The sequence below is a fragment of the Micromonospora sp. CNZ297 genome, assembly GCF_007827625.1.
Genome location: NZ_VISU01000019.1, coordinates 1 through 26,584, shown reverse-complemented (window position 1 = coordinate 26,584; position 26,584 = coordinate 1). Strand labels below are relative to the sequence as shown.

The window sequence follows — 26,584 nt, the reverse complement described above, 5'->3', positions numbered from 1 at the left end:
AAGCCCAACTAACTGTCAATGATCGACGGCATTGACTTTCCGTCTCACCTGTTCCTATTTTGGCCGGGATGCCAACTAAAGCGCTGTGGGACGACGGCCGGCTCTGCTACGGCGGCGACTGGAACCCGGAACAGTGGCCGCCCGACGTGTGGCGCGAGGACGTCGCCCTGATGCGCGCCGCCGGGGTCAACCTGGTCACCGTCGGCGTGTTCGCCTGGTCCCGGCTGGAACCCGAACCCGGCCGCTACACACTCGACTGGCTCGACGACGTGCTGGACCTGCTGCACTCCGGCGGCATCCGGGCCGCCCTGGCCACCCCCACCGCGTCGCCGCCACCCTGGTTCTCGCTGCGCCACCCGGACGCCCTGCCGCTCACCGCCGACGGCGTACGCCTGCACCACGGCAGCCGGGACACCTACTGCGCCGCCGCGCCCGCGTACCGGGACGCCGCCCGCGGCATCGCCGAGGTGCTCGCCGCCCGCTACGCACACCACCCGGCGCTCGCGCTGTGGCACGTGCACAACGAGTACGGCACCACCTGCCACTGCCCGCACGCCGAGACGGCGTTCCGCCACTGGCTCACCACCCGGTACGGCGACCTCGACGCGCTGAACGACGCCTGGGTCACCAGCTTCTGGAGCCAGCACTACTCCGACTGGGCGCAGGTCGGCACCCCCCGCGCCACCCAGTACCTCGCCAACCCCGGCCAGCTGCTCGACTTCCGCCGCTTCTGGTCCGACACGTTGCTGTCCGCGTACACCGAGCAACGGGACCTGCTGCGCGCGGCGAACCCGGCGGTTCCTGTCACCACCAACTACGTGCTCGGCGACTGGGTGCCGGTCGACCACGCCCGCTGGGCGCGCGAGGTCGACCTGGTCGCGATCGACCACTACCCGTCCGCCACCGACCTGGGCGGCGAGGAGCAGACCGCGTTCGCCGCCGACCTGGCCCGCGGCTGGGCCCGCCACGGCGCCGGACGGCCGGTGCCGTGGCTGCTCATGGAGAGCGCGCCCAACCAGATCCACACCGCCGGGCGCATGCACACCAAGGAACCCGGCCGGATGATCCGGCACAGCCTCGCCCACGTCGCGCGCGGCTCCGCCGGGGTGATGTTCTTCCAGTGGCGCGCACCGGCCGGCGGCGCGGAACGCTTCCACTCCGCAGTCGTCTCGCACGCCGGGCCGGACACCCGCGTGTTCCGCGAGGCCGCCGACCTGGGCGCCGCGCTGGGCCGGCTCGCCGGGACCGCGCCGGGCCGCGTCCAGGCGGCGGTGGCCATCGCGTACGACGCGGCGAGCGGCTGGGCGCTGCGGCACCCGGGGATGCCCCGCGACGGACTCGACCACCCCGGCGAGGCGGCCGCCGTGCACCGGGCGCTGTGGCACGCGGGCGTCACCGCCGACGTGGTGCCGCCCGGCGCTCCGCTCGACGGCGCCCGGCTGCTCGTGCTCCCCGCCCTCTACCTCGCCTCCGACGCCACAGTCGACTGGGTACGCCGGCACGTCCACGGCGGCGGGCATCTGCTGGTGACCTGGCTCAGCGGCGTCGCCGACGAGCACGCCCGGGTACGCCTCGGCGGCTACCCGGGCGCGTACCGGGATCTGCTCGGCGTGCGGGTGGAGGAGTTCCACCCCCTCGCCGACGACGAACACGTGCCGCTGACCGGCGGCGGGACCGGCCGGATCTGGTCGGAGACGGTGCACCCGGCCGGCGCGGAGACGGTCAGCGCGTACGCCGGGGGAGTGCCGGCGGGCCGTCCCGCGATCACCCGGAACCGGGTCGGCGACGCGTACGCCTGGTACGTCTCCACCCGCCCCGACGACGACACGTACCGGCGGCTGCTCGCGGAGGCGGCCCGGCTCGCCGGTGTGGCCCCGGCCTGCCCCGGCGCGCCCGAGGGTGTGGAGGCGGTACGCCGCCACGACGGGGTGCTCTACCTGCTCAACCACACCGACCGGCCGCAGCGGGTGCCGGCTGCCGGGTTCGAACTGCTCACCGGCGCGGCTGTCGACGGCGAGTTGACGGTGGCGCCGGGCGGCGTGGCGGTGGTACGCGAGGAGACCCCGTGACGCGGCTCTGGTGGTGGGACGTCCTCGGGCGCTGAGGTGCGTACCCGGGTCAGGGGGTGGCGACGGCGGCGCGGGAGCGGTCGGCGGCGATCCGCACCGCGAGCGCCGCCAGCACCGTGCCCATCACCCACCGCTGCACGCGCGCCCAGCCCGGCCTGCGAGTGAGGAACGCCGACACCGAACCGGCGCTCAGCACGATGAGCGCGTTCACGGTCAGCGCCACGACGATCTGGGTCAGGCCGAGCAGCAGACTCTGCACCGCCACGTGCCCGCGCGCCGGGTCGACGAACTGCGGCAGCAGCGACACGTACAGGATGGCGATCTTCGGGTTGAGCAGGTTGGTGACCAGGCCCATGGTGAACAGGCGCCGGGGCCGGTCCGGCGGCAGCGGCGCCGGGGTGAACGCCGACGTGCCACCGGGGCGCAGCGTCCGCCAGGCCAGCCACAGCAGGTAAGCCGCGCCGGCCAGCTTCACCGCCGTATACAGCGGCGGGACCAGCACGAACACGGTGGCGATACCGGCCACTGCGGCGGCCAGGTAGACCAGGAAGCCGACGGCCACGCCGAGCAGCGACACCAGCCCGGCCCGCCGCCCCTGCGTCACCGACCGGGACACCAGGTAGACCATGTTCGGCCCGGGTGTGAGCACCAGACCGAGCGCCACAAGGGCGATTCCCAGGACCGCGCCGACAGTGACCACGTCGCCTCCCCGTTGCCGACCGTGAACCGGACCCTACGCCGGTTGCCGCCGTCCACGGGTGCCCGTGGGGCGCTGGTGGGGTGTTGCGCGGGTCACGTGATCGGGTCGAGGGCGGTGATACTTGCCGCATGTCGATCGTGCTGTCCGCGCCGGCCACCCCGACCGCACCCGCCCTGCTGCTGCGCCCGTGGCGCGACGGCGACGCCGGCGCGCTGATCGAGGCGTACCGGGATCCGGTGCTGCGCGCCTGGACCAGGCATCCGGTGACCGGTCCGGCGCAGGCGCAGGTGTTCCTGCGTCGCAGCCACCAGGGCTGGGCGGCAGGGCACCGGTTCATGTTCGCGGTGCTGGAGGAGGACCGGGTGGCGGCCTGCGTGGTGCTCAAGGATGTCCGCCCGGGACGCCCGTCCGCCGAGATCGGCTACTGGACGGCGGCGCCGGCACGCGGGCGGGGCGTCGCGCCACGGGCGGTGGAGGCGGTCACCGCGTGGGCGTTCGCCCGGTTCGCCGCCACCGGGCTGACCCGCCTGGAGCTGCTGCACCAGGTCGACAACCCGGCCTCCTGCCGGGTGGCGGAGAAGAGTGGGTACGTCTTCGCCGAGGTGCTGCCGGCCCGCGCGCCGTTCCCCCGGGACGGCCACCGGCACGTCCGCCACCTGCCCTGACACCGGCCCGCCGCTGCTCTCACGGGCCGAGCAGGCGCAGCAGCAGCCGCGGCTCGCCCGGCCACGCGTCGAGCAGCACCTGCCGGGGCACCTGCCGGGCGGCGTAGCGCAACGCGAGCGCCACCACCACGATGTCGTCCAGCGGGCCGATCACCGGCAGGAACTCCGGGATCAGGTCGATCGGGCTGGCCACCCAGATTCCGGCGACCACGATCGCGACGCGGGCACGGCGGGGCACCCGCGGATCGCGGCGAAGCCGTCGTACCGCTGTCACGCAGTCGGGCACGAACGCGGCCAGATCGCGCAGGATCCCCGGCGGCAGGCGCCGGGCCAGCAGTACCAGGACCGCCCAGCTCACAATCAGGCAGGCCGCCGCCACCGCGAGTCCGATGAGCCAGTCGCGCACGCCGTCACCCCTTTCCCCGGGGGCACGCTACGCCGCAGTCCTGCCCGGCGCCCGGGAACAGCCCGGCCCCGCGCGACGCTGACCCTTGTCGGACGGCGGCGGATACCGTGGGTACGGGAGGTGACGGCGGTGACGACAGACTGGGAGGCCGCGGTCGAGGCGCAGATCCGCTCGGCCCAGGAGCGCGGCGAGTTCGACAACCTGCCGGGCGCCGGCAAGCCCATCCCGGGGCGTGACATGCCCTACGACGAGGGCTGGTGGATCCGCAGCTTCATGGAGCGCGAGCAGATCCCGTCCGACCTGCTGCTGCCCACCCCGCTCCAGTTGCGCCGCCGCATCGAACAGCTCCCGGCCGAGCTGCGCGACCTGCCCACCGAGGAGGCCGTCCGGTCGTACGTGGCGGCGCTCAACACCGAGGTGGTGGCCTGGCTGCGTACCCCGACCGGGCCACGCGTGGTGGTCCGCCCGGTGAACGTCGACGAGGCGGTGCGCCGCTGGCGCGCCGATCGGGAACACGCCGCGCCGGGCGTCACGGCACCGGAGCCGCAGCGTGCCGCCTCGGCCCGCCCGCGCCGTCGCTGGCGCTGGTGGCGTCGCTGAGAGCGCTCAGGGAAGCGCCGCCTGCCAGGTCCACGCGGTACGCCGCGGCCGGTCGCCGAGCGGCGCGCGGCCGGTCAGCCACAGCAGCACCGGCACCGGGTCGCCGCCCGGCGCGTCGGGGAACAGCCGGCGCACCACGCGGGCACACGATTCGGCAGGTGGCGACCAGTCCAGGCCGAGCCCTCGGGTCAGGTCGTGCGTGTGCAGCAGGATCTCGGCCACGCCCATCGCGGCGAACCCGCCCGGATCGCACGGCCCGAAGTGCCACGCCCGGTCGTCCGGGCTCGCCGCGTCGATGGTGGCGGCGAGCATCCCGGCCGCGGCCGCCGCGACAGTGAGCACCTCGGCGGGCGCGGCGTCGGCGCGTACCCGCAGGTCGAACGGGAGGTAGCCGCCGTCGGGCCGGCCGGACACCTGACCGGCGTACGCGGCCAGGTCGTGCGCGACGTGCGCGGCGGCGGTCCAGCAGGACCAGTCCAGGTCGCCCGCGCGTACCGTCCAGTCGCGGCCGGCGGTGGGCCGCAGCACGGCGGTCATCGCGGCGGCGGCGGACCGGACGTCCGCGCCGTTCACCTGCGCCGCACCCGCAGTACGCAGGTGAGCATCGGGAGCGTGAACTCCCCGTCGGCCGTCTCCGGCCGGCTCGCCAGGTAGGCGCGGATGCGGTCGAGCGCCTCCGTGCGTTCCCGTTCCGGCATGACCAGCATCCCGGCCCGGGTGGCGAGCGTCGCCACGAGCGAATCGGCGGTACGGCGCTGCCCGTGCGGGAACTCCGCCTGCTCGGGCGAGCCGAACCGGGCCTCGCCCGTCTTCGGCAGGTGCATGGTCGCCGTCGCGGCGCGCCAGCTCGCGGGCGTGTCCCGGGGGCCGATGGCGGCGCTTCCGCTGACCGCCGCGAGCCCCGCAACCCAGTCGACCCGGTCGTCCACGACGTTCCACAGTCCGGCCAGGACTCCGCCGGGCGCGAGGACCCGGGCGATCTCCGGCCCGGCCACGGCCATGTCGAACCAGTGCATGGCATTGCCGGCAACGACGGCGTCGACGGAGGAGTCCGGCAGGGGGATCGCCTCGGCGCTGCCGGCGAGCGCACGTACGTCCGGCAGTGTGCGGCGGAGTTCGGCGAGCATCGCCGGGTCCGGCTCCACGGCCGTGACGTCGTCGCTCACCTCGGCCAGGGTGGCGGTGAGCTTGCCGGTGCCCGCGCCGAGGTCGAGCACCCGCACGCCGGGTGCGGGTTCGAGGGCCCATCGCAGGGCGGTGTGCGCATAGTCCGGGCGGTGTTCGGCGTACGCGGTGGCCTCCGCGCCGAACGACGACGAGTGCCGGCGTCGTGCGTCTTCGTCCATCCGGTCACCCTATCGACGGCCGGCTCCCCCTTGACGCACGAACTGTGCTTCGTGAATAATCGATCGTAGTTCGAGGGGGAGTACCCGACGATCCACGCACCGCCGTCAGTACGGGCCCGGCCCATCCGGATCCCGGCGGTGCAGCCACCGCTACGGGTGGCCCGGGGAGACCTTCGTCCAGCAGCGCCGGAACACCTCGGGTGTGCCGGCCCCGGGCGAAAGGTCCCCTTCGTCATGTCCGTGTCCTGGTGGATCTGGGCCGTACTCATGCTGGCGATCGCGGCGATGCTCGCCGTCGATCTGTTCCTGCACCGCGACAACCACGTCATCGGCTTCCGTGAGGCAGCGGTCTGGTCCGGCATCTGGATCGCCGCCGGCCTGCTCTTCGGTGTCGTCCTCTGGGCCTGGCAGGGCGGTGACGTGGCCGGCACCTACTACGCCGGCTACCTGATCGAGAAGGCGCTGTCGATCGACAACGTCTTCGTCTTCGCGCTGATCTTCACCTACTTCGCCGTGCCGGCCGCGTTCCAGCACAAGGTGCTGTTCTGGGGTGTCATCGGCGCCCTGGTCTTCCGGCTGGTCTTCATCTTCGTCGGCGCCGAGTTGCTCGAGACGTTCTTCTGGACCGCGTACGTGTTCGGCGCGTTCCTCGTCTACACCGGATACAAGATGGCGTTCCGCCACGACGAGCAGACCCCGCCGGACCGCAACCCCGTCGTCCGGCTGGTCCGCAAGGTCATGCCGACCGACCCGGCCTATCACGGCGACAGGTTCTTCACCCGGGTCGACGGCAAGCGGGTGGCGACTCTGCTGTTCGTGGTCCTGATCGCGGTCGAGGCCACCGATCTGATCTTCGCCGTCGACAGTGTCGCCGCGATCCTGGCCATCACCACCAGCACGTTCATCGTCTGGACCGCCAACGCCTTCGCCATCCTCGGCCTGCGCAGCCTCTACTTCTGCCTCGCGGGGCTGCTGCGCCGCTTCGTGCACCTGCACTACGGCCTGGCCGTCCTGCTCGCCTTCGCGGGCGTCAAGTTGATCCTCTCGGAGACGCCGGTCGGCAAGCTGCCCATCCCGGTCACCCTCGGCGTGATCGTGGTGACGATCGCGGTGTCGATCGGGTGGAGCCTGCGCAGCACCCGGGGCGCCGGGGCGCTCGACGGCGCCGACTCCCCGGCGAGTTCGGCGCGCTGATCCTCGGCCCCCGCGGTACCGCCGCTGGAGCCCATGGGCGCACTACCATCTGCGCATGGGCTCCAGCGGGGCGTCTGTCGAAGCCGTCTTCTTCGGCACCACGACCGTCTACCTGTCCGACGGGACGTCCGGCATCCTGATCGACGGCTTCCTGAGCAGGCCCTCACTGCTCCGCGTCGCACTGGGCCGCGTCGCCCCCGACCTCGGGCGGATCACCCGCGCTCTCTCCCGAGCCGGCGTCACCCTTCTCGACGCCCTCTTCGTCTCCCACTCCCACTACGACCACGCCATGGATGCCCCCGAGGTCGTCAAGCATCTCGGCGGACGGCTGTTCGGCTCCGCGTCGACTCTCAACATGGGACGCGGCGCGGGTCTCGCCGAGGAGTCGATGACGTGCATCGCGGACGGCGACGAGCACAGGATCGGTGCGTTCACCGTGCGCGTGCTCGCCGGCGTCCACAGCCCGGACAACAGGTTTCCGGGCACGATCGAGGAGCCGCTGGTCCCGCCGGTACGGGCGAGCAGTTACCGCGACGGCGGGTGCTTGTCCTTCCTCATCACCCACCCCGGCGGCTCACTGCTGATCCATCCGAGTGCCAACTTCGTGCCGGGCAAGTTCGACGGACTCGACGTCGACGTCCTCTACCTCGCGATCGGCGCCCTGGGGGTTCAGCCGCAGCGGTTCCAGAGCGACTACTGGCGGCACGTGGTGGAAGCGACGCGGCCCGGCCTCATCGTGCCGATCCACTGGGACAACTTCTTCGTGTCGCTGGACCGCAGGCTGCGCCCGCTGCCGGCGATCTTCGACAGGTTCGCCGTGACGAAGGCGTTCCTCGACCGTAAGAGTGAGGAGACCCGGATCCCCGTGCGGTTCCCCGAGCCCTTCGAGGTGATCAGGCCGTTCGCGAGGTAGGGCGCGCGGCCGTTGAGTTCACCGGCGGGGCGTCAGCGGAACCGGTCGACCGTGACGGGAACCATCCCCTGCCGGCGCACCTGCGTCGTCAGACCGTGCAGCAGCACACCGACCGCTTCGTCGCGTTCCCCGAGAAGGTCGCAGGCCACGTCCAGTGCCCAGGCGGCACCTGCGGCGACCCGGAGCAGATCCCAGCGGAAGGCGTCGCCGGAGACCTGACGGCGTACCGTGCCCAGGATGCGCGTCTCGGGATCCGCCGGGTCGCCGGTGATCGGCATCTGCCAGGCCTCGCTGAGTGCCGCGAGACCGTCCGGGCTCAACTCGCCGGCGAACAGGATCCGGTAGACGCGCGTCTCGCGGAACCCTGGCCGGGGCCCGGAGTCGTTCAACCGCAAGGGGGACGGCGGCGGAGCCGGAGGGGTGCCGAAGTACTCCCGCAGCGCGCCTTCGTCCGGCAGGTCCTCACCGCAGAGGTCCCGATAGAGCGCCGCCGCCGCGGACCGGCCGACGGACGTCACCCGCTTGCGCAACGCGGCGTCCACGCGTAGGCGCCGGCTGGTGGCCGACGCCTCGTGCCAGCGGCCTTCGGAACGAGTCCAGCCACCGCTCACCAGCCCGGCGGAGGAGTGGTCCGCCGCGAGCAGGAACTCCTCGACCAACAGCCCTTCCGGCGCGCCGACATCGTCGTACACCACGTAGTAGTGCAGTGCGGGAGGCAAGCCGGCCGTCTGTCGCGCGAGGGAAGTCTTCGCCACACGTGGATTGTCGAGCAGTGCGGGAGCTGCCACCGTCCGGCTCGCCGAGGGTTTCGCCGACGCTAATTACCGGATTACCGGTAACACCAATTGCCTAATACGAGCGGTCAAATAGGACGAATAGGTGGTGCACCATAATGACAGTTATGTGCGCGCACGCGATGCGGGAGCGCCTCGGCCCGTTTCGCCGACTACGGTGAGGCGGACGCATCCGAGAGGAGGCAGATGGCGATGCGGATCGCGGTTGCGGGAGCGACGGGCCGGATCGGGGCACTGACCGTCGCCGCGTTGGAGCGGCAGGGCCACGACGTCGTGCGCATCAGCCGCTCTCTGGGCGTGGATCTGACGACGGGCACCGGGCTGGACGAGGCGCTCGCCGGCGTAGAGGCGGTCGTCGACACGACGAACGTGGCGGCAGGCGATCGTTCCGAGACGATTGCGTACCTCGGCGGCCTCACGCGCAACCTGCTGGCGGCCGAGCGACGCGCCGGCGTACGGCACCACGTGCTGCTGTCGATCGTCGGCATCCACCGGGTCGACGACAACGCCCACTACGCGGGCAAGCGGGAACAGGAGCGACTGGTAGCAGGCGGGCCGGTGCCGTGGACGATCGTCCCGGCCACCCAGTTCCACGACTTCGCCGCCATGGTCACCGGCTGGACCGAACGCGACGGCGTCGCCACCGTCGCACCGCTGCTGGTGCAGCCGATCGCACCCCGGGACGTCGCCGACATCCTCGCCGAGGTCGCCGTCGGTGAACCGCAGGGACACCACGCCGACATCGCCGGACCCGCGACGGAGGATCTCGTCGACATGGCCCGGCGCACCCACGAGGCGCGGGGCCGCCGGATCCGGCTTGTTCCGACGTGGTCGGGCGTGTTCGGCACCTCGATGTCCGGCAACGTGCTGCTGCCGGGCGACGGCGTACGCATCGCGCCGACCAGCTTCGACGACTGGCTAGCCGCGGGTGCTCGTTGACGGGGTGACGGCGGCGACGACCAGGTCGACGATGCCGTCGGCGTAGTCGTCGGTCAGTGGGCCGTTGCGCAGCAGCCAGCGGTGGTAGAGCGGGCCGAACAGCAGCTCCACCACCTGGTCCAGGGGAGCGTCGGGGCGTACCTGGCCGGCCTCGCGGGCGGCCTCCAGGCGTACGCGGACGGCGTTCAGCTGGGGGCGGAGCAGCCGGTCGCGCGCCTGGTCGGCCAGCTCCTCGTCGGCGAGAGTCTCGATGGTGACGGCACGGGTGGTCGCGGACAGCCGCGGATCGGCGAACTCGGCGACAGTGGCCCGGAGCACCTCACGCAGATCGGCCCGCAGGTCACCGGTGTCGGGCAGGGCGATGACCTCCGGCATGTCGTCGGCGAGCGCGTCCAGGATGACCGCGCCCTTGCCGCGCCACCAGCGGTAGATGGTCTGCTTGCCGACTCCGGCGCGGGCGGCGATCGCCTCGACGGTCAGGGCCGGATAGCCGGTCTCGGCCAGCAGCTCCAGCGCGGCGGCGAGGATCGCGCGGCGGGACTGCTCGTTGCGGCGGGTGGGCTGCGGAGTCACAGCGACAGCCTACAGCGAGACGAGACGTAGCGTCTTGACGGGCGCGGTCACCTCGTGCTTTTCTTTGGCAAGCGAGACGCGACGTCTCGTCTCAGTGGAGATCAGGAGATCACGTGCCGCACATCGCCATGGTCAGCATTCCGTTCCACGGCCACGTCAACCCGAGCCTGGAGATCATCAGTGCCCTCGTGCGGCGCGGCCACCGGGTCACCTACGCCAACGATCCCGCCTTCGCCGAGGTCGTCCGGACCACCGGCGCGGAGCTGAAGCCGTACGCCTCGACGCTGCCCGCCGACGGCGGCGCCGGCATCGACGACCCGATCGCGCAGCTCACGCTCTTCCTCGACGACGCCGTCGCCATGCTGCCGCAGCTACGGACCGCCTACGCCGACGACCGGCCGGACCTGTTCCTCTACGACATCGCCGGCGCGCCGGCGCGGCTGCTCGGCGAGCAGTGGGGGATTCCGGCCGTCCAGCTGTCCTCGACGTTCGTCGCCTGGGACGGCTACGAGCAGGAGATGGCACCCGCCGTGGAGGCGATGCGGGCAGATCCGCGCGGCGCCGACTACTACCAGCGGTTCACGGCGTGGCTGACCGCTGAGGGTTCGTCGGTCACCGACAGCATGGCGTTCCAGGGGCGGCCGGTGCGCAGCCTCGTCCTGCCGCCGGAGGCGCTCCAGCCGAACGCCGACCGCGTGGACCGGTCGGTCTACAGCTTCGTCGGCCCGGTCCTGGGCGACCGCTCCGACCAGGGCTCCTGGGTACGACCGGAGCGCGCAGACAAGGTGCTGCTCGTCTCGCTCGGCTCCGCCTTCACCCGGCAGCCCGAGTTCTACCGCCGTTGCATCGCCGCGTTCGGTGACCTGCCCGGCTGGCACACGGTTCTCCAGATCGGCAAGCACGTCGATCCCGCCGAGCTCGGCCCCGTTCCGGACAGCGTCGAGGTGCACCGGTGGGTGCCGCAGCTGGCCGTACTGGAGCAGGCGGATGCCTTCGTCACCCATGCCGGCATGGGCGGCAGCAGCGAAGGTCTCTACTGCGGGACGCCGATGATCGCCGTACCGCAGGCGGCCGACCAGTTCGCGAACGCCGAGCAGCTGGCATCCCTCGGCGTCGCCCGGGTCGTCGACTCGGCCACCGTCACCGCCGCGGAGCTGCGCGAGACGCTGCTCGCCCTCACCGCGGACCCCGCCGTGGTGGCGCGTAGTGCGCAGCTGAAGCGGCAGGCCCGCGCCGTCGGCGGCGCCGACCGGGCCGCCGATCTGATCGAGGCCGAACTCGCCACGGCGAGCGGCGGGTGATGCGTGGTCGCGGCGGCCGGGTGCCGCCGCAACCACGCCCCGGTCAGTCCTCCGCCAGCACGGTGAAGGTGAAGGCGGTGCTCGTCGGACGCTTCAGCGGGATGTCGCACTTGACCCGGCGCAGCACCTCGGACCGGGTGAGGCCGAACCGGCGAGCGATGAGCCGGTCCGGGCGTACCGGCACCGGATCCTCGAAGGTGACGTCCACCTGGACCGGCCACCGGTCCAGCGGCACCGTGGGCGCGTCCAGCGTCCACGCGTCCGTCCAGTCCAGGGTGAAGCGGCAGCGCCGGGCGAACGCCGGATCCAGCAGTGTGGCCGCCACCAGGGCGGGATCGTTGACGTGGTGGCCGTGCAGCTCGGCGGGATCGAACGAGCTGACGGTCGCCCGCTCGCGGACGGTGAGCTTGACGGTGCGGTCGCAGGACACGCACCGGACGAGCAGCCACACGTCCAGCAGCTTGCCGTTGGCGTTGACGCGGAACCGGCCCTTGGCGGCGGTGGCCGACTCGGCCCGGCAGACGGCGCAGCGCAGCGACAGCAGCGGAAGGCGGGTCCGGCGTACGACCCAGGGCAGCACGATATGCGGTTGGGATGACATGGAGACCTGATCTCTGAAGACCTGACGCGAGGCCGATCACGCGCGGCCTCGGACGCTGTGGCCGGGCGCGCGAGGGCAGCCCGGGGAGCCGGCGCGCAACGGCCGGCTACAGGCGTGGGGAACGTGTCAGGTTCTAGAGAGCAGGAGGGGTCACGCGGAGTCGTCCTTCTTCGCTGCGACAGGAGTGCGGGAAACGTACGGGAAGTCCGGAACCGCCCTCAACCCGTTTTCCGGCGCCGGTGCGATGCGGCGCCCGTCACTTCACTCACTAAAAGTTTGCACTGTCTGCAAGATTGCTCGTAGTGTCGTCGCGTGACCCCGGATCAGAGCCGCCCCGGCCTGCGTGACCGCAAGAAGCGCCAGACCCGCGCCGCGCTCAGCGCCGCCGCGCTGCGCCTGGTCGCCGAACGCGGCCTGGACCAGGTGACGGTGGAGGAGATCAGCGAGGCCGCCGACGTGTCGGCCCGCACCTTCTTCAACTACTTCCCCAGCAAGGACGAGGCGCTGCTCGGCGACCAGCCGACCGACCGCGAGGTGCTTGCCGCCCGCATCGTCGCCGCCCCGCCGGAGCTGTCCGCGTTCGACGCGCTGCGGCTGGCCTTCGACGACGTGGTCGAGGCCGTCGAGGCCGACCGCGAGGTGTGGCTGCTGCGCCTGCGGGTGATCGCGGCGAACCCGTCGCTTCTTCCGCGGCTGATCAGCGGCAACGCCGAGACCGAGCAGGTGATCGTCGCGGCGGTGGCCGCCCGGCTGGGCGTCGACCCGTGCCACGGCCACCCGACGCTCGTCACCACTGTCGCCGGCGCGGTCTTCCGCACGGCCCTCATGCAGTGGGTCGAGCGACCCGACACGACGACGCTGCGCGAACTGACCGCCGAGGCGTTCGCCGCCGTCGCCGCCGGCCTGCCCGATCCGTACGCCTCGGCCTGAGCCGTTCCTACCGGCCGCCGCCGTCGCGCGGCCACTCGCCGGTGCACACGACAAGGAGTTCGATGACCACCGCCACTGTTCCGCCCGCCGAGACGGGTACGCGGATGTCACGCCGGGAGGTCCTCCAGGCGTTGTCCGGCCTGATGGTCGGCATGTTCGTGGCGATCCTCGCCTCGACGGTGGTGGCGAACGCGCTGCCCCGGATCATCGCCGACCTCGACGGCAGCCAGACCGTCTACACCTGGATCGTCACCAGCGAGCTTCTCGCGATGACCGCGACGGTGCCGCTGTGGGGCAAGATGGCCGACCTCTACAGCAAGAAGCTGCTCATCCAGCTGTCCCTCGGCCTGTTCGTGGCCGGTTCGCTGGTCGCCGGCTTCACCCCGAACGTCGAGGTGCTGCTGCTCAGCCGGGTCATCCAGGGCATCGGCGCGGGCGGCATGACAGCGCTCGCCACGATCGTCATGGCGGCCATGATCCCGCCGCGTGAGCTGGGCCGGTACGCCGGCATCTTCGGCGCCGTGTTCGGTGTCGGCACCATCGCCGGCCCGCTGATCGGCGGTGTCCTGGTCGACACGTCCTGGCTCGGCTGGCGCTGGTGCTTCCTGATCGGTGTGCCGTTCAGCCTGCTGTCCATCGCCCTGCTGCAGAAGACGCTGCACCTGCCGGTGGTGCGCCGCAAGGTCCGCATCGACTGGCTCGGCGCCCTCCTGATCACCTCGGGCGTGTCCACGCTGCTGATCTGGTCGTCGCTGGCGGGCAACAAGTTCGACTGGGCGTCCGGCTGGACCGCGCTGCTGGTCGGCGGCGGGCTGGCGCTGCTCGCGCTCGCCGTGTTCGTCGAGTCCCGCACCGAGGAGCCGATCATCCCGCTCGGCATCTTCCGTAACCGCACCGTCAGTCTCACCACGATCGCGAGCATCCTCGTGGGCGTGGCGATGTTCGGCGGCACCGTGTTCCTGTCGCAGTACTTCCAGACCTCGCTGGGCAAGTCGCCGACCGCGGCCGGCCTGATGAGCCTGCCGATGGTCCTCGGCCTGCTGGTCTCCTCGACCGTGGCGGGTCAGCTGATCACCAAGTACGGCCGCTGGAAGATGTTCCTGGTCGCCGGCGCCGCGGTGATGACGGTCGGCATGCTGCTGCTGAGCACCATCGACGCGAACACGAGCGTGCCGGTGCTGTCGGTGTACATGGCGGTGCTGGGTGTCGGCGTGGGCATGCTCCTGCAGAACCTGGTGCTGGCCGCGCAGAACGACGTACCGGCCGCCGAACTCGGCGCGGCCACCTCGGTGCTGACGTTCTTCCGCAGCATGGGCGGCGCGGTCGGCGTGAGCGCGCTCGGCGCGGTCCTGGCGAACCGGGTGACCTCGCTGACCGTGGAGCGGCTGGGCCCGGTCGCGGCCGGCGGCGGTTCGGCCGAGGTGCCGGACCTGTCCGCCCTGCCGGAGCCGGTGCTGCGGATCGTGCAGGACGTCTACGGCATCGCCACGTCGGAGATGTTCCTCATCGGCGCGCCGTTCGCGCTGCTCGCCCTGATCGTCGTGCTGTTCATCAAGGAGAAGCCGCTGAACACGCTCAGCGGCGACGAGCGCCGGGCCCGCGAGGAGGCGGCTGCCGCCGCCGGCATGCACTGACCGCGTCCGGTCGAGCGTGGAGGGCCGCCCCCGGGAACACCGGGGGCGGCCCTTTCCTCGCGTACGGTCAGCGTTCGGTGCGGTCGTTGATCTCCGTGCCGGACTCGCCGGGCATGGCGCCGATCGACTCCTCGGCGGCCCGGCCGCCGGTGCTCTCGTCGCCCTGCTTCAGCGAGCTGCGGGGCAGCCCCGCCAGGTGGGCCGGGTCCTCGATCGGCTGGGGCGGCCACTGGTCCTGCGTACCGTCGGTCACCCCGGCGCGGCGCAGCGCCTCGACCAGTTGGTCCGGCGACAGGCGGTCGACCTCCTGTATCCCGGCCCCGCGCGCAATCGCCTGCAGTGTCTTCAGGTCTTCGCTCACGAATGTCTCGGCCATGCCCGAGCCTTCCCGGCGCTCAAGACAAGGAAACCCGGCCGGCGCCCCGGCCTGCCTGCCCTCCGTCGATCATGAAGTTGTGCCGGGCAAACCGGACACGGAACGCCGTCAACCTCATGATCGACCCGAAATGAGAGGTCTGGTCAGCGGCGGGCCGGTTTGCGGTCGGGGCGCGGGCGGTCCCGTTCCGGGTCGACGCCCACCTGCACGGCGAACGCCGGGTCCACGGCGAGCAGCGGCCGGGGGCCGAACAGGGCCATCCCGGTCAGCAGCGTGTCGGTGTCCCGGCCCTGCCAGACCGGGCGGCGCTCCGGGTCCAGGTCGGCGTGCTCGCGGCGCAGCCGCCGCAGCAACCGGCGGGCGGCGGCGCCGGTCTCCGGCACCTCGGTCAGCCACCAGCCACCCAGCGCGGTGGCCAGGCAGCACAGCAGCAGCCCGGCGACCGAGGCCGGGCCGCCCGCCGAGCGCCCCTCGACCGCGCTGTCCACCAGCCGGGTCAGTCCGACCGCGGCGACCGCGAACAGCGGCACCGTGCCCAGCGCGATCCGCCGCCGCTGCCCGGGGGTGAGCAGCCAGCCGTCGCGGACCAGCCGCCCGACCGTACGGCGCAGCGCCCGGCCCACTGCGGGATCGGCGAGCACCGCCGCCCAGGTCTGCGGGCGGCGCAGCGCGGTGTGCAGGGCGCGCACCAGCGCGGGCGAACCAGCCGGAGGCGGCCCCTGCGCGTGCAGGGTGGCGAGTTCGCCGACGTCGACCCCGCCCGCGCGGCGCAGCGCGGCCACCCCGACCTGGCAGGCCAGCAGCGCCCGGTCGGTCAGGTACGCCAGCTCGACCCGGTCGGGCGTCGCACCACGGGTACGGCGGCCGGTCAGTTCGCGTACCGCCACGGCGATCACGACTGCCACGGCGACCGCGCCGAGGTAGTCGAGGAGGAAGATCGGCCCGCTGACTCCCCAGAGCATGGCGGCAAGTATCTCAGGAGCCGTGGCGTACCTCGGTGTCCCAGATCTGTGACCACGGACGCCGCAGGCCCCGGGCGAGGAAGATCGGCTCGCCGTTCTCGTCGTTGTCGACGTCGACCCGCTGGTCGACCCGGCCCACCTCGGTGACCTCGGTGAACCAGGCACGCAGCGGCTCCGGCCGGGACCAGCCGACGACGATCACCACGTCGGCGTCGTCGGGCGGCCGGCCGAACGTGGCCATGCTGTTGTGCCCGGAGTACCCGCGGGGCAGGCCCCGGGCCGGACCGTAGCGGGCCAGCGCCCCGGCCTCGCCGTAGTTACCGGTCAGCACCACCGCCCGGTCGCGCTCAGCCGGCGGCAGCGCGCGGTGCACGGCGGCCACCGAGTCGGCGAACTCGGGCCAGCCGATGGTCTCGCCCGCGTCGTAGTTCACAGCGACCACGAACCCGGGCAGCCGGTCGGCCGGCAGCGTGGGCAGCAGCAGCACCGCGCTGCTCGCCGCCATCAGCACGGCGGCTGTGACCAGCAGCGCCTGCCGGCCCCGGGCCGCGCCCCGCCGCGCCCACGCGACGACCGGCACCACCCCGGCGGCGGTGAGCACCAGCAGCAGCGGCGCGTCGTAGTAGCCCTTGCCACCGGCCGCCACCACGATCGCGACCACCACCATCCACGCCCAGGCCAGCGACCGGTACGCCGCCCAGGACGGCCGGCGCAGCAGCGCCACCAGCCCGGCTACCCACACCGGGACCGCGAACGGGCTGATGATCAGGAACTGGAGCACCACCGCGTCGATCCGGCCGCTGTAGGAGCTGTCGCCGTCGGCGATCGACGCGGCGACGTCGAGCTGCGGGAAGCCGTGCGCGGCCTGCCACACCGCGTACGGCACGGCGAGCAGCGCGGCGATTCCCGCGCCGGCGAGCACCCACCGGTCCCGCAGCAGCCGGCGCGGCCCGGCGATCAGCAGACCCGCGACCAGGCCCACGCCGAGCAGCGCGGGCAGCGGCTTGTTGAGCAGGCCGACGCCGAGCGCGAGCCCGGCGCCGAGCGCCCACCGGGTGTCGCCGGTGCGCAGCATCCGCACCACGCACAGCGCGGCGGCCAGCCACACCAGCAGGTCGACGCTCGTGGTGCTGAGCAGGTGGCCGCCGGCCAGCACGATGCCCGAGGCGGCGGCGAGCACCGCCGCAGCCGTCTGGGCGACGCGGCCGGCGCCGAACTGCCGGGCGATCGCGGCGACCAGGACCACCGCCGCGCCGCCGATGAACGCCGACGGGGTACGCAGCACCACCAGGTTGCCCGGCGCGATCGTGTCCGCCAGCCGGGCCAGGGCCGGCACGAGAGGCCCCTGGTCGACGTAGCCCCAGTCGAGGTGCCGGCCGCACAGCAGGAAGTACAGCTCGTCGCGGTGGTAGCCGTAGCGGCCGGCCAGCGACAGCAGCACGACGGTGAGGACCGCGCCCACCACCAGTGGCGCGGCGGTACGCGGACCGGCGGGCGGCGGGCCACCGGGTGCGGCGGCCTCGCTCCGATCGATGTCGGCGACTGATTCGGCCACCCGTCCATGATGGCCCCGGCGGGTGGCCCGCCGATGCCCCGCCGCCCTCGGCCGGGTGGGCGGAAACCGGTGGCCGGACGGCCGGGGCGGCGGCTAGCGTGCGCGCCGATGCTGATTCGTGACTACACCGACGCCGACTGGGCCCAGGTCCGGCCGATCCTCGCCGACGTCATCACCGCCGCCGACACGTTCCCGTACGACCCGCGGTGGCCGCCGGAGACGGTGCGCGAGGTGTGGGTGGAGCGCCCGCCGGGGCGTACCTCGGTCGCGGTGGACCGCGACGGCGCGGTGCGCGGCACCGCGAAGATGGGCCCGAACCGGCCCGGGCCGGGGTCGCACGTGGCGACGGCGAGTTTCATGGTCGCGGCGGACGCCCGCGGCCGGGGTGTGGGCCGGGCGCTGTGCGAGGAGGCCCTGGACTGGGCCCGGCGGCAGGGTTTCGCCGCGATGCAGTTCAACGCCGTGGTGGAGACCAACACGGCGGCGGTGGAGCTGTACCGGCGGCTCGGCTTCACGGTGATCGGCACCGTGCCGGAGGCGTTCGCGCACCCGGAGCGGGGACGGGTCGGGCTGCACGTGATGCACCGGCGGCTGTGAGCGCGGCCCGGGAGTGTCGGTGGCCGGGGCTAGGTTGACCGGGACCGTCACCACCCGAGGAGTCGCCATGACCACGCTCACCGGCCGTCCGCACACCGCGTTGCTCGTCGTCGACGTGCAGAACGGTGTGGTGGGCGGCGCCCACGACCGTGACCGCGTGGTCGCCACCATCGCCGGTCTGGTCGACCGTGCCCGCGACGCCGCCGTCCCGGTGGTGTGGGTGCAGCACCGCAGCGACGACCTGCCGCCCGACAGTGAGCAGTGGCGGATCGTGCCGGAGCTGTCGCGCCGCGACGACGAGCCGCTGGTGCACAAGGCGTACGGCGACTCCTTCGAGGACACCGACCTGGAGCCGGTGCTCGCCGCCGCCGGGGTGGGCCGGCTGGTCGTGACCGGCGCGCAGACCGACGCGTGCATCAGGTCGACGCTGCACGGGGCGTTCACCCGCGGCTACGACGCCACGCTCGTCGCCGACGCGCACACCACCGAAGACCTGTCCGCCTACGGCGCGCCGCCGCCCGCGCAGGTGATCGCCCACACCAACCTCTACTGGAGTTTCCAGACCGCTCCGGGGCGCACCGCCGGCACCGTCGAGGCCGCCGAGGTGGACTTCGCGGCCTGACCTGCCGGGACGCACCGGTCGCGCCGGTCGGTGTCGGGGACCGGCCGGGCCGCCGTCCGCCGTGGCGACCCGGGGAGCGGCGGCCGGAAAACGCCTCGCCGGATCCGGCGGGTTGCTGACAGGCTGCCCGCCATGACCGCTCAAGCCCTCGCCGGGGCGCTCGCCGACGAGCGCCGCCGGACCGTGTTCGCCGCGATCGTGCTCGGCGCCCGGGACGTGCCGGCCGTGGTGGCCCGTACCGGCCTGCCCGCCCGCGACGCCGCAGTGGCCGTCCGCCGTCTCACCGACGCCGGGGTGCTCACCGACGACGGTGACGGGCTGCGGGTCGACGCCGGGCGGCTGCGCGAGTTCGCGCGGGCCGGTGCGGCATCCCCGGCGGCGCCGGCCGCGAACCCGCGCGAGACGATCCTGCGCACGTTCCTGCGCGACGGCGCGCTGACCCGGCTGCCCGCGCAGCGGGGGCGCCGCCGCGTGCTGCTGGAGCACATCACCGAACGCACCTTCGAACCCGGGCGGCGCTACCCGGAACGGGAGGTGGACGACGCGCTGCGCCGCTGGTGCGAGGGCGGCGACGCCGACCACGTGACGCTGCGCCGTTACCTGATCGACGACATGCTGCTCACCCGCGAGCAGGGCGTCTACTGGCGGACCGGCCCGTGACGGGCTGGAGCACGCAGGTCGTGCGCCCGGACGGGCCGGACGCGGCGCTGATGCTGCGCGAGTACATGGCGGAGATGGTGAGCCGCTGGTACGGCCGTCCGGAGCGGCCCGGCGAGGTGGACGCCGCGCTGGCCGAGGACCCGAGCGACGACCTGGCCCCTCCCACCGGGCTGCTGGTGCTCGCCCGCCGCGACGGCCGGCTCGCCGGGTGCGCCGGGCTGAGGTGGCAGCCGGGATGGGCCGAGCTGACCCGGGTGTACGTGCGCCCGGAGCACCGGGGCGCCGGGGGCGGGGCGGCGCTGATCGCCGCGATCGAGGCGTACGCGACCGGGGGCGGGGCGACGCGGATCCGGCTGGACACCCGCTCGGACCTGGTCGAGGCACGGGCCCTGTACGCCCGGCACGGCTACCGGGAGATCCCCGCGTTCACCAGCGGCCCGTACGCCCAGCACTGGTTCGAGAAGGCGCTCGCGGGACGAGTTGACGACGCGGCGCAGGCGCGCTAAAACAGAACCAGGAACTTGAGTCACCCGGACTCAACTTGAGACCTTGGGTCAGGAGAACCGAGGAGGCAAGAGTCATGTTGATGCGTACCGACCCGTTCCGCGAGATCGACCGGATCGCCGAGCAGTTCTTCGGCACCACCGCCCGGCCCGCCGTGATGCACCTCGACGCGTACCGCGACGGTGACCACTTCTACGCGGCGTTCGACCTGCCCGGCGTGGACCCGGACAGCATCGACTGCACCGTCGAGCGCAACGTGCTGACCGTCCGCGCCGAGCGCCGTCGCCCGACCGGCGAGAACGTCGAACTGGTCGCCGCCGAGCGCCCGATGGGCACGTTCACCCGGCAGCTGTTCCTGGGCGACACGCTCGACACCGACCGGCTGGAGGCCGGCTACGACAACGGCGTGCTGACGCTGCGCATCCCGATCGCCGAGCGCGCCAAGCCGCGCCGGATCACTGTGAGCACGCCCGCCGAGAGCAACGGCCACCGTCAGCTCACCACCGCCTGAGCACGTCACGCCCGAAGCGGGGGAGGCCGGAGCGCCGGCCGACCCCCTTCGGCGTACCGGCGGTCAGCGCGCCTCGTCGCCAAACACCCCGCCGGCTGAGAACCTTTCTCACATGCTTCGCCCCGAGGTGCTGCCCCGCGCCCGCCCCGCCGCCCTGCCCGCCGGTCCGGCCGACGTCACCGAGGCGTGGCTGCGCAACCGGCGGCTGTCCGAGCACACCCGCGACGCGTACCGCCGCGACGTCACCGGATGGCTGACGTGGTGCGCCGAGCAGGCAGTCGACCCGCTGCGGGCCACCTTCCTCGACGTCAACACCTACGGCCGGGAACTGGAGTCCACACCCCGCGGCCGCGCCGGCCGTCCGCTCACCCCGGCCACCGTCGCGCGGCGGCTGTCCGCGCTGTCGAGCTGGTACGACTTCCTGGTCAAGCTGGGCGCGGTGCCCGCCAACCCGGTGTCGGCGGCGGACCGGCCGCGCGTCGACCGGGACCACTCCGCCACCGTCGGCCTGACCCCCGACGAGGTCGACGCGCTGATCGCCGCCGCCGAGGCCGACACCGGCCCGGCCGCCGCCCGCAACCGGGCCGCCGTCGCGCTGCTTGCCGACCTGGGGCTGCGGGTGGGGGAGCTGGTCGCGCTGGACGTGTCCGACCTGGGCACGGAGCGCGGTCACCGCAGCATCCGCTTCGTCGGCAAGGGCGGCAAGGTACGCCGGCGCGCGCTCACCCCGGGCACCGCGTACGCGGTCGACGCCTACCTGGCCGTGCGGGCCGCCGCGCAGGGTGTCACCGTGCCGGAGCTGACCGGTCCGCTGCTGGTCACCGCCACCGGCGGCCGGTTGGACCGGCACGCCGTGTTCCGGCTGGTGCGCCGCCTCGCGCAGCGGGCCGGGATCGCCGCGTGGGCGAAGTTGTCGCCGCACTCGCTGCGTCACGCGTTCGCCACCACGGCCCGCTCCGAGGGGGTGCCGCTGGAGGACGTGCAGGACGCGATGGGGCACGCCGATCCGCGTACCACCCGCCGCTACGACCGGGACCGGCACAACCTGGACCGGGATCCGGCGTACGCGATCTGGGCGGCGCGGGCCCGCCGCCGCGGCTGACCGCCACCAGCCGCGCAGCGGGCCGCGGAGCACTGCGGCCCGCTGCGCCGACCGGTCAGCCCTGGGGGCGGGGGCAGAGGCAGAACGGCTGCCCGATCGGGTCGAGCAGCACGGTCCACCGCTCGCCGCCGGGCTGGAACTCGGGCCGGGTCGCGCCGGCCGCCACCAGGTCCTTCTCCGCGACCGCCACGTCGTCGACGTAGAGGTCCAGGTGGTAACGCTTGTCGCCGCTCTCGTCCGGCCACGCCGGCGGCGTGTAGCCGGGCACCAGGCCGAACCCGATCGCCGGGCCGTCCTTGACGATCATGGCGTACTCGGCCTCGCTGTGGGTTATCTCCCATCCCAGCGCCTTGGCGTAGAAAGCGGCGTGCGCGGCCGGGTCGGAGCTGTCGATACTGATCATGGCGATGTCGGCATGAGCTGTCATGCGGACAGTCTGCCGCCGATGCCCGCCGTTTGCTGTCCGGTACGAGCGCGCGTCGTAACCGGCTGCGCGTCACCGTCCGGTTGCCTACCGTCGACAGTGATGGGCAGGCAGCGGGAGTGGCACCACACGGCCCGGCGTCGCCGCCCGCTACGCGCGGGCGTGCTGATCGCCGGTCTCGGCGTGGGCACCTGCCTGATCGGGGTGGCCGGGCTGGCGGCGTGGAACGCGCAGGTGGTGTTCCAGGCCGACGGGCCGGTGCGGGAGACCGCCGACGGGTTCTTCCGCGACGTCGCGGCCGGTGACACCGACGCGGCGTACGAGCGGCTGTGCGCCGAGGCCCGGGGCAGGTGGAGCAAGTCGGGCTTCGGCAGTTGGGTGCGGACGCCTCCGCAGGTCAGCGGCTACGAGATCGTCGACGTGTCGGTGGCGACCCGATCGGGCCGGCCGCGCGGCACGGTGGTCGTGCGGATCAACCGGGACGGCGGCGGCAGCGAGGAGCGGGAGCTGCCTGTGGTGCCGGAGGGCGGCGGCTGGCGGGTGTGCGGAGACCCGTTCTGACGCTCAGCCACGCGGGCCGAGGTCCCCGGAGCGGTAGTGGCGCCGGCACAGCACCTGGTAGCGCACGTCGGCGGTGTCCACGGTGTCGCCGATGACGACCTGCGCGCCCTCGCGGACCACCCGGCCGCCGACCACGCGGGCGTTGAGCAGCCCTTCCCGGCCGCACCAGCACAGCACCTCGACCTGGATGCGGGCCACCTCGTCGGCCAGTTCGAACAGCCGCTGCGCCGCGGGGAACAGGCAGGAGCGGAAGTCGGTCGCCAGTCCGAAGGCGTAGACGTCGACGTCGAACCGGTCGACCAGCTCGGCCATCTGCTCGATGTGTTCGAGGTTGTAGAACGAGGCCTCGTCGCAGATCAGGTAGTCCACGCGTACCCCCTCGGCCCACGCGTCGCGGACCAGGACGCGCAGGTCGAGGTCGTCGGTGACCTCGACGGCCTCGTGGGCCAGGCCGATGCGGGTGGTGACCTGCGGGCCCAGCGAGCGGTCGATGCGGGTGGTGACCAGGCCGCGGCGGCCCTGCCGGGCGTGGTTGTGGTTCATCTGCAACGCCATGGTGGACTTGCCGCAGTCCATCGGTCCCCAGAAGAACTTGAGCGCGGCGGCGTGCAGCGGCCGGCCGTCGACGCCGCGGGCGGCGGCGCAGCCGGCGGCCCGGTCGTCGCCGGGCCCCGGCAGGGGGCGGGCCAGGCAGGTGGGGGCGGCGTCGTCGGTCACGTCGGGGCAGCCTAGTCCATCGACGCCGCCTGATCAGGCCCCCGATGATCCACGGGGGCGCGGCGGGTCAGAGCACCCGGGGCGGGGTGTTCCCGGCGGCGATGATGGCCCGGCGCATCGGCACGGCGGCCAGCAGCGCGAAGCCGACCACGAAGAAGATCAGCAGCGACACCAGGCCCACCCGGTACGACGAGGTCAGCTGGAAGACCAGGCCGAATGCCAGCGGGCCGAGCCAGCTGGTGCCCTTGTCGCTGATCTCGTAGAAGCCGTAGTACTCGCCCTCCTTGCCGGCCGGGATGAGCTGGCTGAACAGCGACCGGCTCAGCGCCTGGCTGCCGCCGAGCACCAGGCCGATGCAGCCGCCGAGGATCATGAACGGCACGGGCGCCTCGGCCGGCAGCCGGAACGCGGCGATGATCACACCGGTCCAGAGCACCAGCGACAGCAGCACGGTCTTCCAGGCACCGATGCGTTTGGCGAGCGCGCCGAGGGCGAGCGCGCCGCCGAAGGCGAGGAACTGCACCAGCAGGATCGTCACGATCAGCGTGCTCTGCTCCAGCCGCAGCTCCTCGGTGCCGTACTGGCTGGCGAGGGTGATGACGGTCTGGATGCCGTCGTTGAAGACCAGGAACGCGAGCAGGAAGTACAGCGTCAGCGGGTACGTCTTGATCTCCCGCAGGGTGCGCCCGAGCTGCCGGAACCCGTCGGTGAGCACGTTGACGCCGCTGCCGCCCCGGCGGGCCGCCTCGGTCGGGTGCTCCCGCAGCCAGCGCAGCGGCACCAGGGTGAACGCGGCCCACCACACGCCTGCGGACACGATCGACCAGCGGGCCAGGTCCAGCGTGCGCTGGGCGTTGCCCTCCTCGCTGAGCATGGTGACCGCGACGAGGTTCAGCGCGAGCAGCAGGCCGCCGCCGAGGTAGCCGATGGCCCAGCCGCGGCTGGAGATGCCGTCGCGCTCGTCGGGACCGCCGAGTTGCGGCAGGAACGAGTTGTAGACGACCACGGCGGCGCCGAAGGAGATGTTCGCGATCAGGAACAGCGCGCCGCCGAGCAGGTAGCGCTCGCCGGTGACGAACGCGAACGCGATGGTCGCGCCGGCGCCGGTGAACGCCGCGGCGGCGAGCAGCCGCTTCTTGTGCGCCGACCGGTCGGCGATCGCGCCGATCACCGGCAGCACGAACACGGTGAGGAAGACCGACAGCGAGATCAGGTACGGGTAGAACGAGCCGGCGGCGACCTTGATGCCCAGCGGGTACACCGCGCCGTCGCAGCTGTCCGCGCCCAGCTCGCAACCGGCGGCGAGTTCGGTGACCGTGGTGAGGAACGGCCCGAGGAAGACCGTGATGACTGTGGTCTGGAACGCGGAGTTCGCCCAGTCGTAGAAGTACCAGCCGGTGCGCTCGCGGCGGGTGCTGCCCGGTCCGGCGGGGTCGGCGACGGCGGGGGTGACCGTATCGGCCATCGGGGGTCGTCCTCGGGGGCTCAGGCGGCCCAGTGGCCGCGACTGCGATAGACGTCACGGAGCACGCTGACGTGATCGGTCATGATGCCATCCACACCAAGATCAAGTAAGTGGTGCATCTGGGCGGGATCGTCGATCGTCCAGACGTGCACCTGCAACCCGATCCGGTGGCAGTACGCGAGGAACCGCCGGTCGGCCACCGGCACCCGCCCGAAGGCGACGGGCACCTGCGCGGCCACCACCGACGGGGGCAGCCGTAGCGGCCGTCCGTGCAGCGAGGCCAGCCGCAGCCGGGCCACGCCGCGCATGCCGAGGCTGGTGGCGACCTTCGGCCCGGCCAGCGCCCGCAGCCGGGCCAGCCGGGCGTCGCTGAACGAGGCGAGCAGCACCCGCCCGCCCGCGCGGACCCGGGTGACCGTGGCGACGGTGGGCGTCACGCCGCCGTCGGACTTCACGTCGATGTTGAACCGCACCTGCGGCCAGGCGCCGAGCACCTCGTCCAGGCGGGGCACCAGGGCGGCGCCGCCGACGCGTACCGAGGCCAGGTCGGCCCAGCGCAGATCCGCGATGCGACCCGGCTCGCCGGTGACCCGGCGCAGCGTCGGGTCGTGGAAGACCACCGGTACGCCGTCGGCGGTGGCGTGCACGTCGGTCTCCACGTACCGGTAGCCCAGGGCGACGGCACGGGCGAACGCGGCGGCGGTGTTCTCGTCGCCGTCGGCCGCGCCGCCGCGGTGGGCGAACGCCAGCGGCGCGGGCGCGTCGAGGTAGCCGTGACGGGGCTGCACGCGGGCAGTATGCCCGGCCCGGGTGGCGCAGACATGGCCGGGCGGTGAAATTACCTATCGTTCCCCATCATCGCTAAGATAGGGTGCGATGAGTAACGACATGTACTCGGTGGATCAGGTCGCTGACCTGCTCGGCCTGCACGTGCGCACCGTGCGCGGCTACATCCGCTCCGGGCGGCTGCGGGCCACGCGGATCGGCAAGCAGTACCGGATCGCCCGCGCGGACCTGGACGCGCTGACCGGCCGCCCGGCGCCGCCCTCGGCGCCGGGGGCGGAGGTGTCGAGCGTCGTGCGGCTCGACGGCGTCGACCGGGCCGCCGCCGACCGGCTCGCCACGCTGGTGCTGGCCGGTGTGAACACCCACCACGACCCGGACCGTCCGCTGCGCGTGCAGACGGTCCACGACGAGGAGCGGCACCGCATGACCATCATGATCCTGGGCGATCTCACCGCCACCGCCGACCTGCTGCGCCTGCTCGACGGGGTGCTCGACGGCGGCAACGGCCTGCTCGGCGGCGGGGAGCGCGGCCGTGGCTGACCTGATGCAGGAGCGCGCCGGCGAGCAGGTGCTGGTCTGCGACCCGGACGGCCCGCCGATCGCCACCGAGCGCGACGCGCTGGACCTGATCGGCGCGGCGTTCCTCGGCGCGACTGTGGTCGCGGTGCCGGCCGAGCGGCTCGACCCCGACTTCTTCACGCTCGGCACCCGCTTCGCCGGTGACGTGATGCAGAAGTTCGTCAACTACCGGCTGCGCCTGGCGATCGTCGGTGACATCTCCGCCCACCTGGAGCGCAGCGGCGCGTTGCGCGCGCTGGTGGCCGAGTCGAACCGGCACGACCAGGTGTGGTTCGTCCCGGACCTGGCCGCACTCGACGACCGGCTGCGCACCACCCCCTGATCCCACCCCGCCCTCGCGCCGCTGATCTTGCACTTGCGGCCCTCGTCGGGGGCGTTTGGCCGGTTTTGCCGGGGCACCAATTGCAAGACGCTTCTATGTCTGTGGTGATCGGTTCGGCTGATTGCCGTTAGGGTTCGGCGTTGGTGATCACTTGGGTGGCTCTTCGTTGATCCGGC

At 73.0% G+C, this 26,584-nt stretch carries 32 protein-coding genes; 18 read left to right on the top strand and 14 right to left on the bottom strand.

Annotation, left to right across the window (positions count from 1 at the left end; all coding sequences use genetic code 11):
* Positions 1–68: 68 nt before the first annotated feature.
* A complete protein-coding gene (locus FB454_RS26560) occupies positions 69–2,069 on the top strand; it encodes a beta-galactosidase (protein ID WP_145823716.1) in 2,001 nt (666 codons plus the stop codon).
* A gap of 49 nt (positions 2,070–2,118) precedes the next feature.
* Here FB454_RS26560 and FB454_RS26555 read toward each other — a convergent pair whose 3' ends face one another.
* A complete protein-coding gene (locus FB454_RS26555) occupies positions 2,119–2,769 on the bottom strand; it encodes a LysE family translocator (RefSeq protein WP_071095032.1) in 651 nt (216 codons plus the stop codon).
* 128 nt (positions 2,770–2,897) lie between these two features.
* Between FB454_RS26555 and FB454_RS26550 the strand changes: the two genes are divergently transcribed.
* Positions 2,898–3,434, top strand: coding sequence for a GNAT family N-acetyltransferase (locus FB454_RS26550; RefSeq protein ID WP_145823715.1), 537 nt, complete (start codon positions 2,898–2,900; stop codon positions 3,432–3,434).
* A gap of 19 nt (positions 3,435–3,453) precedes the next feature.
* Here the strand turns inward: FB454_RS26550 and FB454_RS26545 are convergent, their stop codons facing one another.
* Positions 3,454–3,840 carry a YkvA family protein gene (locus FB454_RS26545; protein ID WP_013286305.1) on the bottom strand — a complete coding sequence of 129 codons (387 nt, stop codon included), beginning with the start codon at positions 3,838–3,840 and terminating at the stop codon, positions 3,454–3,456.
* A 129-nt stretch (positions 3,841–3,969) separates the two neighbouring features.
* Here FB454_RS26545 and FB454_RS26540 point away from each other — a divergent pair, with 129 nt between their 5' ends.
* A complete protein-coding gene (locus FB454_RS26540) occupies positions 3,970–4,440 on the top strand; it encodes a DnaJ family domain-containing protein (RefSeq protein WP_145823714.1) in 471 nt (156 codons plus the stop codon).
* Between the two features lie 6 nt (positions 4,441–4,446).
* Here FB454_RS26540 and FB454_RS26535 read toward each other — a convergent pair whose 3' ends face one another.
* Positions 4,447–5,013 (bottom strand): maleylpyruvate isomerase N-terminal domain-containing protein, encoded by a 567-nt coding sequence (locus FB454_RS26535; protein ID WP_145823713.1) that lies wholly within the window; start codon positions 5,011–5,013, stop codon positions 4,447–4,449.
* Positions 5,010–5,786: a class I SAM-dependent methyltransferase gene (locus FB454_RS26530; protein WP_145823712.1), complete on the bottom strand. Its 777-nt coding sequence runs from the start codon at positions 5,784–5,786 to the stop codon at positions 5,010–5,012. Before FB454_RS26530 ends, FB454_RS26535 begins: the two co-directional genes overlap by 4 nt.
* Positions 5,787–6,020: 234 nt before the next feature.
* On the opposite strand from FB454_RS26530, the gene FB454_RS26525 reads away from it, so the two are divergent.
* Together FB454_RS26525 and FB454_RS26520 are read left to right on the top strand one after the other, a co-directional pair.
* Positions 6,021–6,980, top strand: a complete 960-nt coding sequence (locus tag FB454_RS26525; protein ID WP_030272281.1) for a TerC family protein — start codon at positions 6,021–6,023, stop codon at positions 6,978–6,980.
* A 55-nt stretch (positions 6,981–7,035) separates the two neighbouring features.
* Positions 7,036–7,893, top strand: coding sequence for an MBL fold metallo-hydrolase (locus FB454_RS26520; protein WP_013286310.1), 858 nt, complete (start codon positions 7,036–7,038; stop codon positions 7,891–7,893).
* Between the two features lie 32 nt (positions 7,894–7,925).
* Here the strand turns inward: FB454_RS26520 and FB454_RS26515 are convergent, their stop codons facing one another.
* Positions 7,926–8,648 (bottom strand): hypothetical protein, encoded by a 723-nt coding sequence (locus FB454_RS26515; RefSeq protein WP_145823711.1) that lies wholly within the window; start codon positions 8,646–8,648, stop codon positions 7,926–7,928.
* Between the two features lie 231 nt (positions 8,649–8,879).
* On the opposite strand from FB454_RS26515, the gene FB454_RS26510 reads away from it, so the two are divergent.
* The gene (locus tag FB454_RS26510) at positions 8,880–9,626 is read left to right on the top strand and encodes an NAD(P)H-binding protein (RefSeq protein WP_145823767.1); all 747 of its coding nucleotides are present in this window, start codon (positions 8,880–8,882) and stop codon (positions 9,624–9,626) included.
* Here the strand turns inward: FB454_RS26510 and FB454_RS26505 are convergent.
* Positions 9,606–10,199 (bottom strand): TetR/AcrR family transcriptional regulator, encoded by a 594-nt coding sequence (locus FB454_RS26505; protein WP_013286313.1) that lies wholly within the window; start codon positions 10,197–10,199, stop codon positions 9,606–9,608. The two genes, FB454_RS26510 and FB454_RS26505, sit on opposite strands and share 21 nt — an antisense overlap.
* Before the next feature lie 128 nt (positions 10,200–10,327).
* On the opposite strand from FB454_RS26505, the gene FB454_RS26500 reads away from it, so the two are divergent.
* A complete protein-coding gene (locus FB454_RS26500; RefSeq protein WP_486485467.1) occupies positions 10,328–11,500 on the top strand; it encodes a macrolide family glycosyltransferase in 1,173 nt (390 codons plus the stop codon).
* 43 nt (positions 11,501–11,543) lie between these two features.
* Here the strand turns inward: FB454_RS26500 and FB454_RS26495 are convergent, their stop codons facing one another.
* Positions 11,544–12,080 carry a DUF1062 domain-containing protein gene (locus FB454_RS26495; RefSeq protein WP_235437602.1) on the bottom strand — a complete coding sequence of 179 codons (537 nt, stop codon included), beginning with the start codon at positions 12,078–12,080 and terminating at the stop codon, positions 11,544–11,546.
* A gap of 333 nt (positions 12,081–12,413) precedes the next feature.
* On the opposite strand from FB454_RS26495, the gene FB454_RS26490 reads away from it, so the two are divergent.
* Together FB454_RS26490 and FB454_RS26485 are read left to right on the top strand one after the other, a co-directional pair.
* Entirely contained in the window at positions 12,414–13,031 is a 618-nt protein-coding gene (locus FB454_RS26490; RefSeq protein ID WP_030272272.1) for an acyl-CoA-like ligand-binding transcription factor, read from the top strand.
* A gap of 62 nt (positions 13,032–13,093) precedes the next feature.
* Positions 13,094–14,665, top strand: coding sequence for an MDR family MFS transporter (locus tag FB454_RS26485; RefSeq protein WP_123110140.1), 1,572 nt, complete (start codon positions 13,094–13,096; stop codon positions 14,663–14,665).
* A 67-nt stretch (positions 14,666–14,732) separates the two neighbouring features.
* On the opposite strand, the gene FB454_RS26480 is transcribed toward FB454_RS26485, so the two are convergent.
* From FB454_RS26480 to FB454_RS26470, 3 genes are all read right to left on the bottom strand, one after another.
* Positions 14,733–15,041 (bottom strand): hypothetical protein, encoded by a 309-nt coding sequence (locus tag FB454_RS26480; protein ID WP_013286318.1) that lies wholly within the window; start codon positions 15,039–15,041, stop codon positions 14,733–14,735.
* Positions 15,042–15,184: 143 nt separating this feature from the next.
* Positions 15,185–16,003 carry a TIGR04222 domain-containing membrane protein gene (locus FB454_RS26475; RefSeq protein ID WP_013286319.1) on the bottom strand — a complete coding sequence of 273 codons (819 nt, stop codon included), beginning with the start codon at positions 16,001–16,003 and terminating at the stop codon, positions 15,185–15,187.
* Positions 16,004–16,016: 13 nt separating this feature from the next.
* The gene (locus FB454_RS26470; RefSeq protein ID WP_145823709.1) at positions 16,017–17,558 is read right to left on the bottom strand and encodes an ArnT family glycosyltransferase; all 1,542 of its coding nucleotides are present in this window, start codon (positions 17,556–17,558) and stop codon (positions 16,017–16,019) included.
* Between the two features lie 108 nt (positions 17,559–17,666).
* Between FB454_RS26470 and FB454_RS26465 the strand changes: the two genes are divergently transcribed.
* The 6 genes from FB454_RS26465 (at position 17,667) to FB454_RS26440 (ending at position 21,554) form a co-directional block, all read left to right on the top strand.
* Positions 17,667–18,155, top strand: coding sequence for a GNAT family N-acetyltransferase (locus FB454_RS26465; protein ID WP_013286321.1), 489 nt, complete (start codon positions 17,667–17,669; stop codon positions 18,153–18,155).
* A 67-nt stretch (positions 18,156–18,222) separates the two neighbouring features.
* Positions 18,223–18,777 (top strand): isochorismatase family protein, encoded by a 555-nt coding sequence (locus FB454_RS26460; protein WP_013286322.1) that lies wholly within the window; start codon positions 18,223–18,225, stop codon positions 18,775–18,777.
* 132 nt (positions 18,778–18,909) lie between these two features.
* Positions 18,910–19,437 carry a DUF2087 domain-containing protein gene (locus FB454_RS26455; RefSeq protein ID WP_013286323.1) on the top strand — a complete coding sequence of 176 codons (528 nt, stop codon included), beginning with the start codon at positions 18,910–18,912 and terminating at the stop codon, positions 19,435–19,437.
* Positions 19,434–19,943, top strand: coding sequence for a GNAT family N-acetyltransferase (locus tag FB454_RS26450; RefSeq protein WP_486485461.1), 510 nt, complete (start codon positions 19,434–19,436; stop codon positions 19,941–19,943). Before FB454_RS26455 ends, FB454_RS26450 begins: the two co-directional genes overlap by 4 nt.
* 74 nt (positions 19,944–20,017) lie before the next feature.
* Positions 20,018–20,452 (top strand): Hsp20/alpha crystallin family protein, encoded by a 435-nt coding sequence (locus FB454_RS26445; RefSeq protein ID WP_013286325.1) that lies wholly within the window; start codon positions 20,018–20,020, stop codon positions 20,450–20,452.
* Between the two features lie 112 nt (positions 20,453–20,564).
* Positions 20,565–21,554, top strand: coding sequence for a tyrosine-type recombinase/integrase (locus FB454_RS26440; RefSeq protein ID WP_013286326.1), 990 nt, complete (start codon positions 20,565–20,567; stop codon positions 21,552–21,554).
* Positions 21,555–21,609: 55 nt separating this feature from the next.
* Here FB454_RS26440 and FB454_RS26435 read toward each other — a convergent pair whose 3' ends face one another.
* Positions 21,610–21,981 carry a VOC family protein gene (locus FB454_RS26435; RefSeq protein ID WP_013286327.1) on the bottom strand — a complete coding sequence of 124 codons (372 nt, stop codon included), beginning with the start codon at positions 21,979–21,981 and terminating at the stop codon, positions 21,610–21,612.
* Between the two features lie 99 nt (positions 21,982–22,080).
* Here FB454_RS26435 and FB454_RS26430 point away from each other — a divergent pair, with 99 nt between their 5' ends.
* The gene (locus tag FB454_RS26430; protein ID WP_145823708.1) at positions 22,081–22,539 is read left to right on the top strand and encodes an Rv0361 family membrane protein; all 459 of its coding nucleotides are present in this window, start codon (positions 22,081–22,083) and stop codon (positions 22,537–22,539) included.
* A 3-nt stretch (positions 22,540–22,542) separates the two neighbouring features.
* On the opposite strand, the gene FB454_RS26425 is transcribed toward FB454_RS26430, so the two are convergent.
* The 3 genes from FB454_RS26425 to FB454_RS26415 all read right to left on the bottom strand — a co-directional run bounded on the left by FB454_RS26425 (position 22,543) and on the right by FB454_RS26415 (position 25,509).
* A complete protein-coding gene (locus FB454_RS26425) occupies positions 22,543–23,229 on the bottom strand; it encodes a thymidine kinase (protein ID WP_369830071.1) in 687 nt (228 codons plus the stop codon).
* A 94-nt stretch (positions 23,230–23,323) separates the two neighbouring features.
* On the bottom strand, positions 23,324–24,721 hold the full coding sequence (locus tag FB454_RS26420) for an MFS transporter (protein ID WP_013286330.1): 1,398 nt from the start codon (positions 24,719–24,721) through the stop codon (positions 23,324–23,326).
* A gap of 20 nt (positions 24,722–24,741) precedes the next feature.
* On the bottom strand, positions 24,742–25,509 hold the full coding sequence (locus FB454_RS26415) for a glycerophosphodiester phosphodiesterase family protein (protein ID WP_013286331.1): 768 nt from the start codon (positions 25,507–25,509) through the stop codon (positions 24,742–24,744).
* An 88-nt stretch (positions 25,510–25,597) separates the two neighbouring features.
* Here FB454_RS26415 and FB454_RS26410 point away from each other — a divergent pair, with 88 nt between their 5' ends.
* Together FB454_RS26410 and FB454_RS26405 are read left to right on the top strand one after the other, a co-directional pair.
* Positions 25,598–26,047 carry a helix-turn-helix domain-containing protein gene (locus FB454_RS26410; protein WP_486485460.1) on the top strand — a complete coding sequence of 150 codons (450 nt, stop codon included), beginning with the start codon at positions 25,598–25,600 and terminating at the stop codon, positions 26,045–26,047.
* Complete coding sequence (locus FB454_RS26405; RefSeq protein ID WP_114920407.1) at positions 26,040–26,408, top strand: DUF4180 domain-containing protein; 369 nt, start codon at positions 26,040–26,042, stop codon at positions 26,406–26,408. Before FB454_RS26410 ends, FB454_RS26405 begins: the two co-directional genes overlap by 8 nt.
* Positions 26,409–26,584 lie beyond the last annotated feature (176 nt).

What these genes read in the sequence shown, in the direction of transcription:
- FB454_RS26420 (WP_013286330.1), bottom strand. Translation starts at nt 24,721, where the DNA reads ATGGCCGATACGGTCACCCCCGCCGTCGCCGACCCCGCCGGACCGGGC.
- FB454_RS26455 (WP_013286323.1), top strand. Translation starts at nt 18,910, where the DNA reads ATGACCGCTCAAGCCCTCGCCGGGGCGCTCGCCGACGAGCGCCGCCGG.
- FB454_RS26440 (WP_013286326.1), top strand. Translation starts at nt 20,565, where the DNA reads ATGCTTCGCCCCGAGGTGCTGCCCCGCGCCCGCCCCGCCGCCCTGCCC.
- FB454_RS26475 (WP_013286319.1), bottom strand. Translation starts at nt 16,003, where the DNA reads ATGCTCTGGGGAGTCAGCGGGCCGATCTTCCTCCTCGACTACCTCGGC.
- FB454_RS26435 (WP_013286327.1), bottom strand. Translation starts at nt 21,981, where the DNA reads ATGACAGCTCATGCCGACATCGCCATGATCAGTATCGACAGCTCCGAC.
- FB454_RS26430 (WP_145823708.1), top strand. Translation starts at nt 22,081, where the DNA reads ATGGGCAGGCAGCGGGAGTGGCACCACACGGCCCGGCGTCGCCGCCCG.
- FB454_RS26520 (WP_013286310.1), top strand. Translation starts at nt 7,036, where the DNA reads ATGGGCTCCAGCGGGGCGTCTGTCGAAGCCGTCTTCTTCGGCACCACG.
- FB454_RS26525 (WP_030272281.1), top strand. Translation starts at nt 6,021, where the DNA reads ATGTCCGTGTCCTGGTGGATCTGGGCCGTACTCATGCTGGCGATCGCG.
- FB454_RS26510 (WP_145823767.1), top strand. Translation starts at nt 8,880, where the DNA reads ATGCGGATCGCGGTTGCGGGAGCGACGGGCCGGATCGGGGCACTGACC.
- FB454_RS26480 (WP_013286318.1), bottom strand. Translation starts at nt 15,041, where the DNA reads ATGGCCGAGACATTCGTGAGCGAAGACCTGAAGACACTGCAGGCGATT.
- FB454_RS26560 (WP_145823716.1), top strand. Translation starts at nt 69, where the DNA reads ATGCCAACTAAAGCGCTGTGGGACGACGGCCGGCTCTGCTACGGCGGC.
- FB454_RS26445 (WP_013286325.1), top strand. Translation starts at nt 20,018, where the DNA reads ATGTTGATGCGTACCGACCCGTTCCGCGAGATCGACCGGATCGCCGAG.
- FB454_RS26485 (WP_123110140.1), top strand. Translation starts at nt 13,094, where the DNA reads ATGACCACCGCCACTGTTCCGCCCGCCGAGACGGGTACGCGGATGTCA.
- FB454_RS26465 (WP_013286321.1), top strand. Translation starts at nt 17,667, where the DNA reads ATGCTGATTCGTGACTACACCGACGCCGACTGGGCCCAGGTCCGGCCG.
- FB454_RS26410 (WP_486485460.1), top strand. Translation starts at nt 25,598, where the DNA reads ATGAGTAACGACATGTACTCGGTGGATCAGGTCGCTGACCTGCTCGGC.
- FB454_RS26530 (WP_145823712.1), bottom strand. Translation starts at nt 5,786, where the DNA reads ATGGACGAAGACGCACGACGCCGGCACTCGTCGTCGTTCGGCGCGGAG.
- FB454_RS26550 (WP_145823715.1), top strand. Translation starts at nt 2,898, where the DNA reads ATGTCGATCGTGCTGTCCGCGCCGGCCACCCCGACCGCACCCGCCCTG.
- FB454_RS26500 (WP_486485467.1), top strand. Translation starts at nt 10,328, where the DNA reads ATGGTCAGCATTCCGTTCCACGGCCACGTCAACCCGAGCCTGGAGATC.
- FB454_RS26460 (WP_013286322.1), top strand. Translation starts at nt 18,223, where the DNA reads ATGACCACGCTCACCGGCCGTCCGCACACCGCGTTGCTCGTCGTCGAC.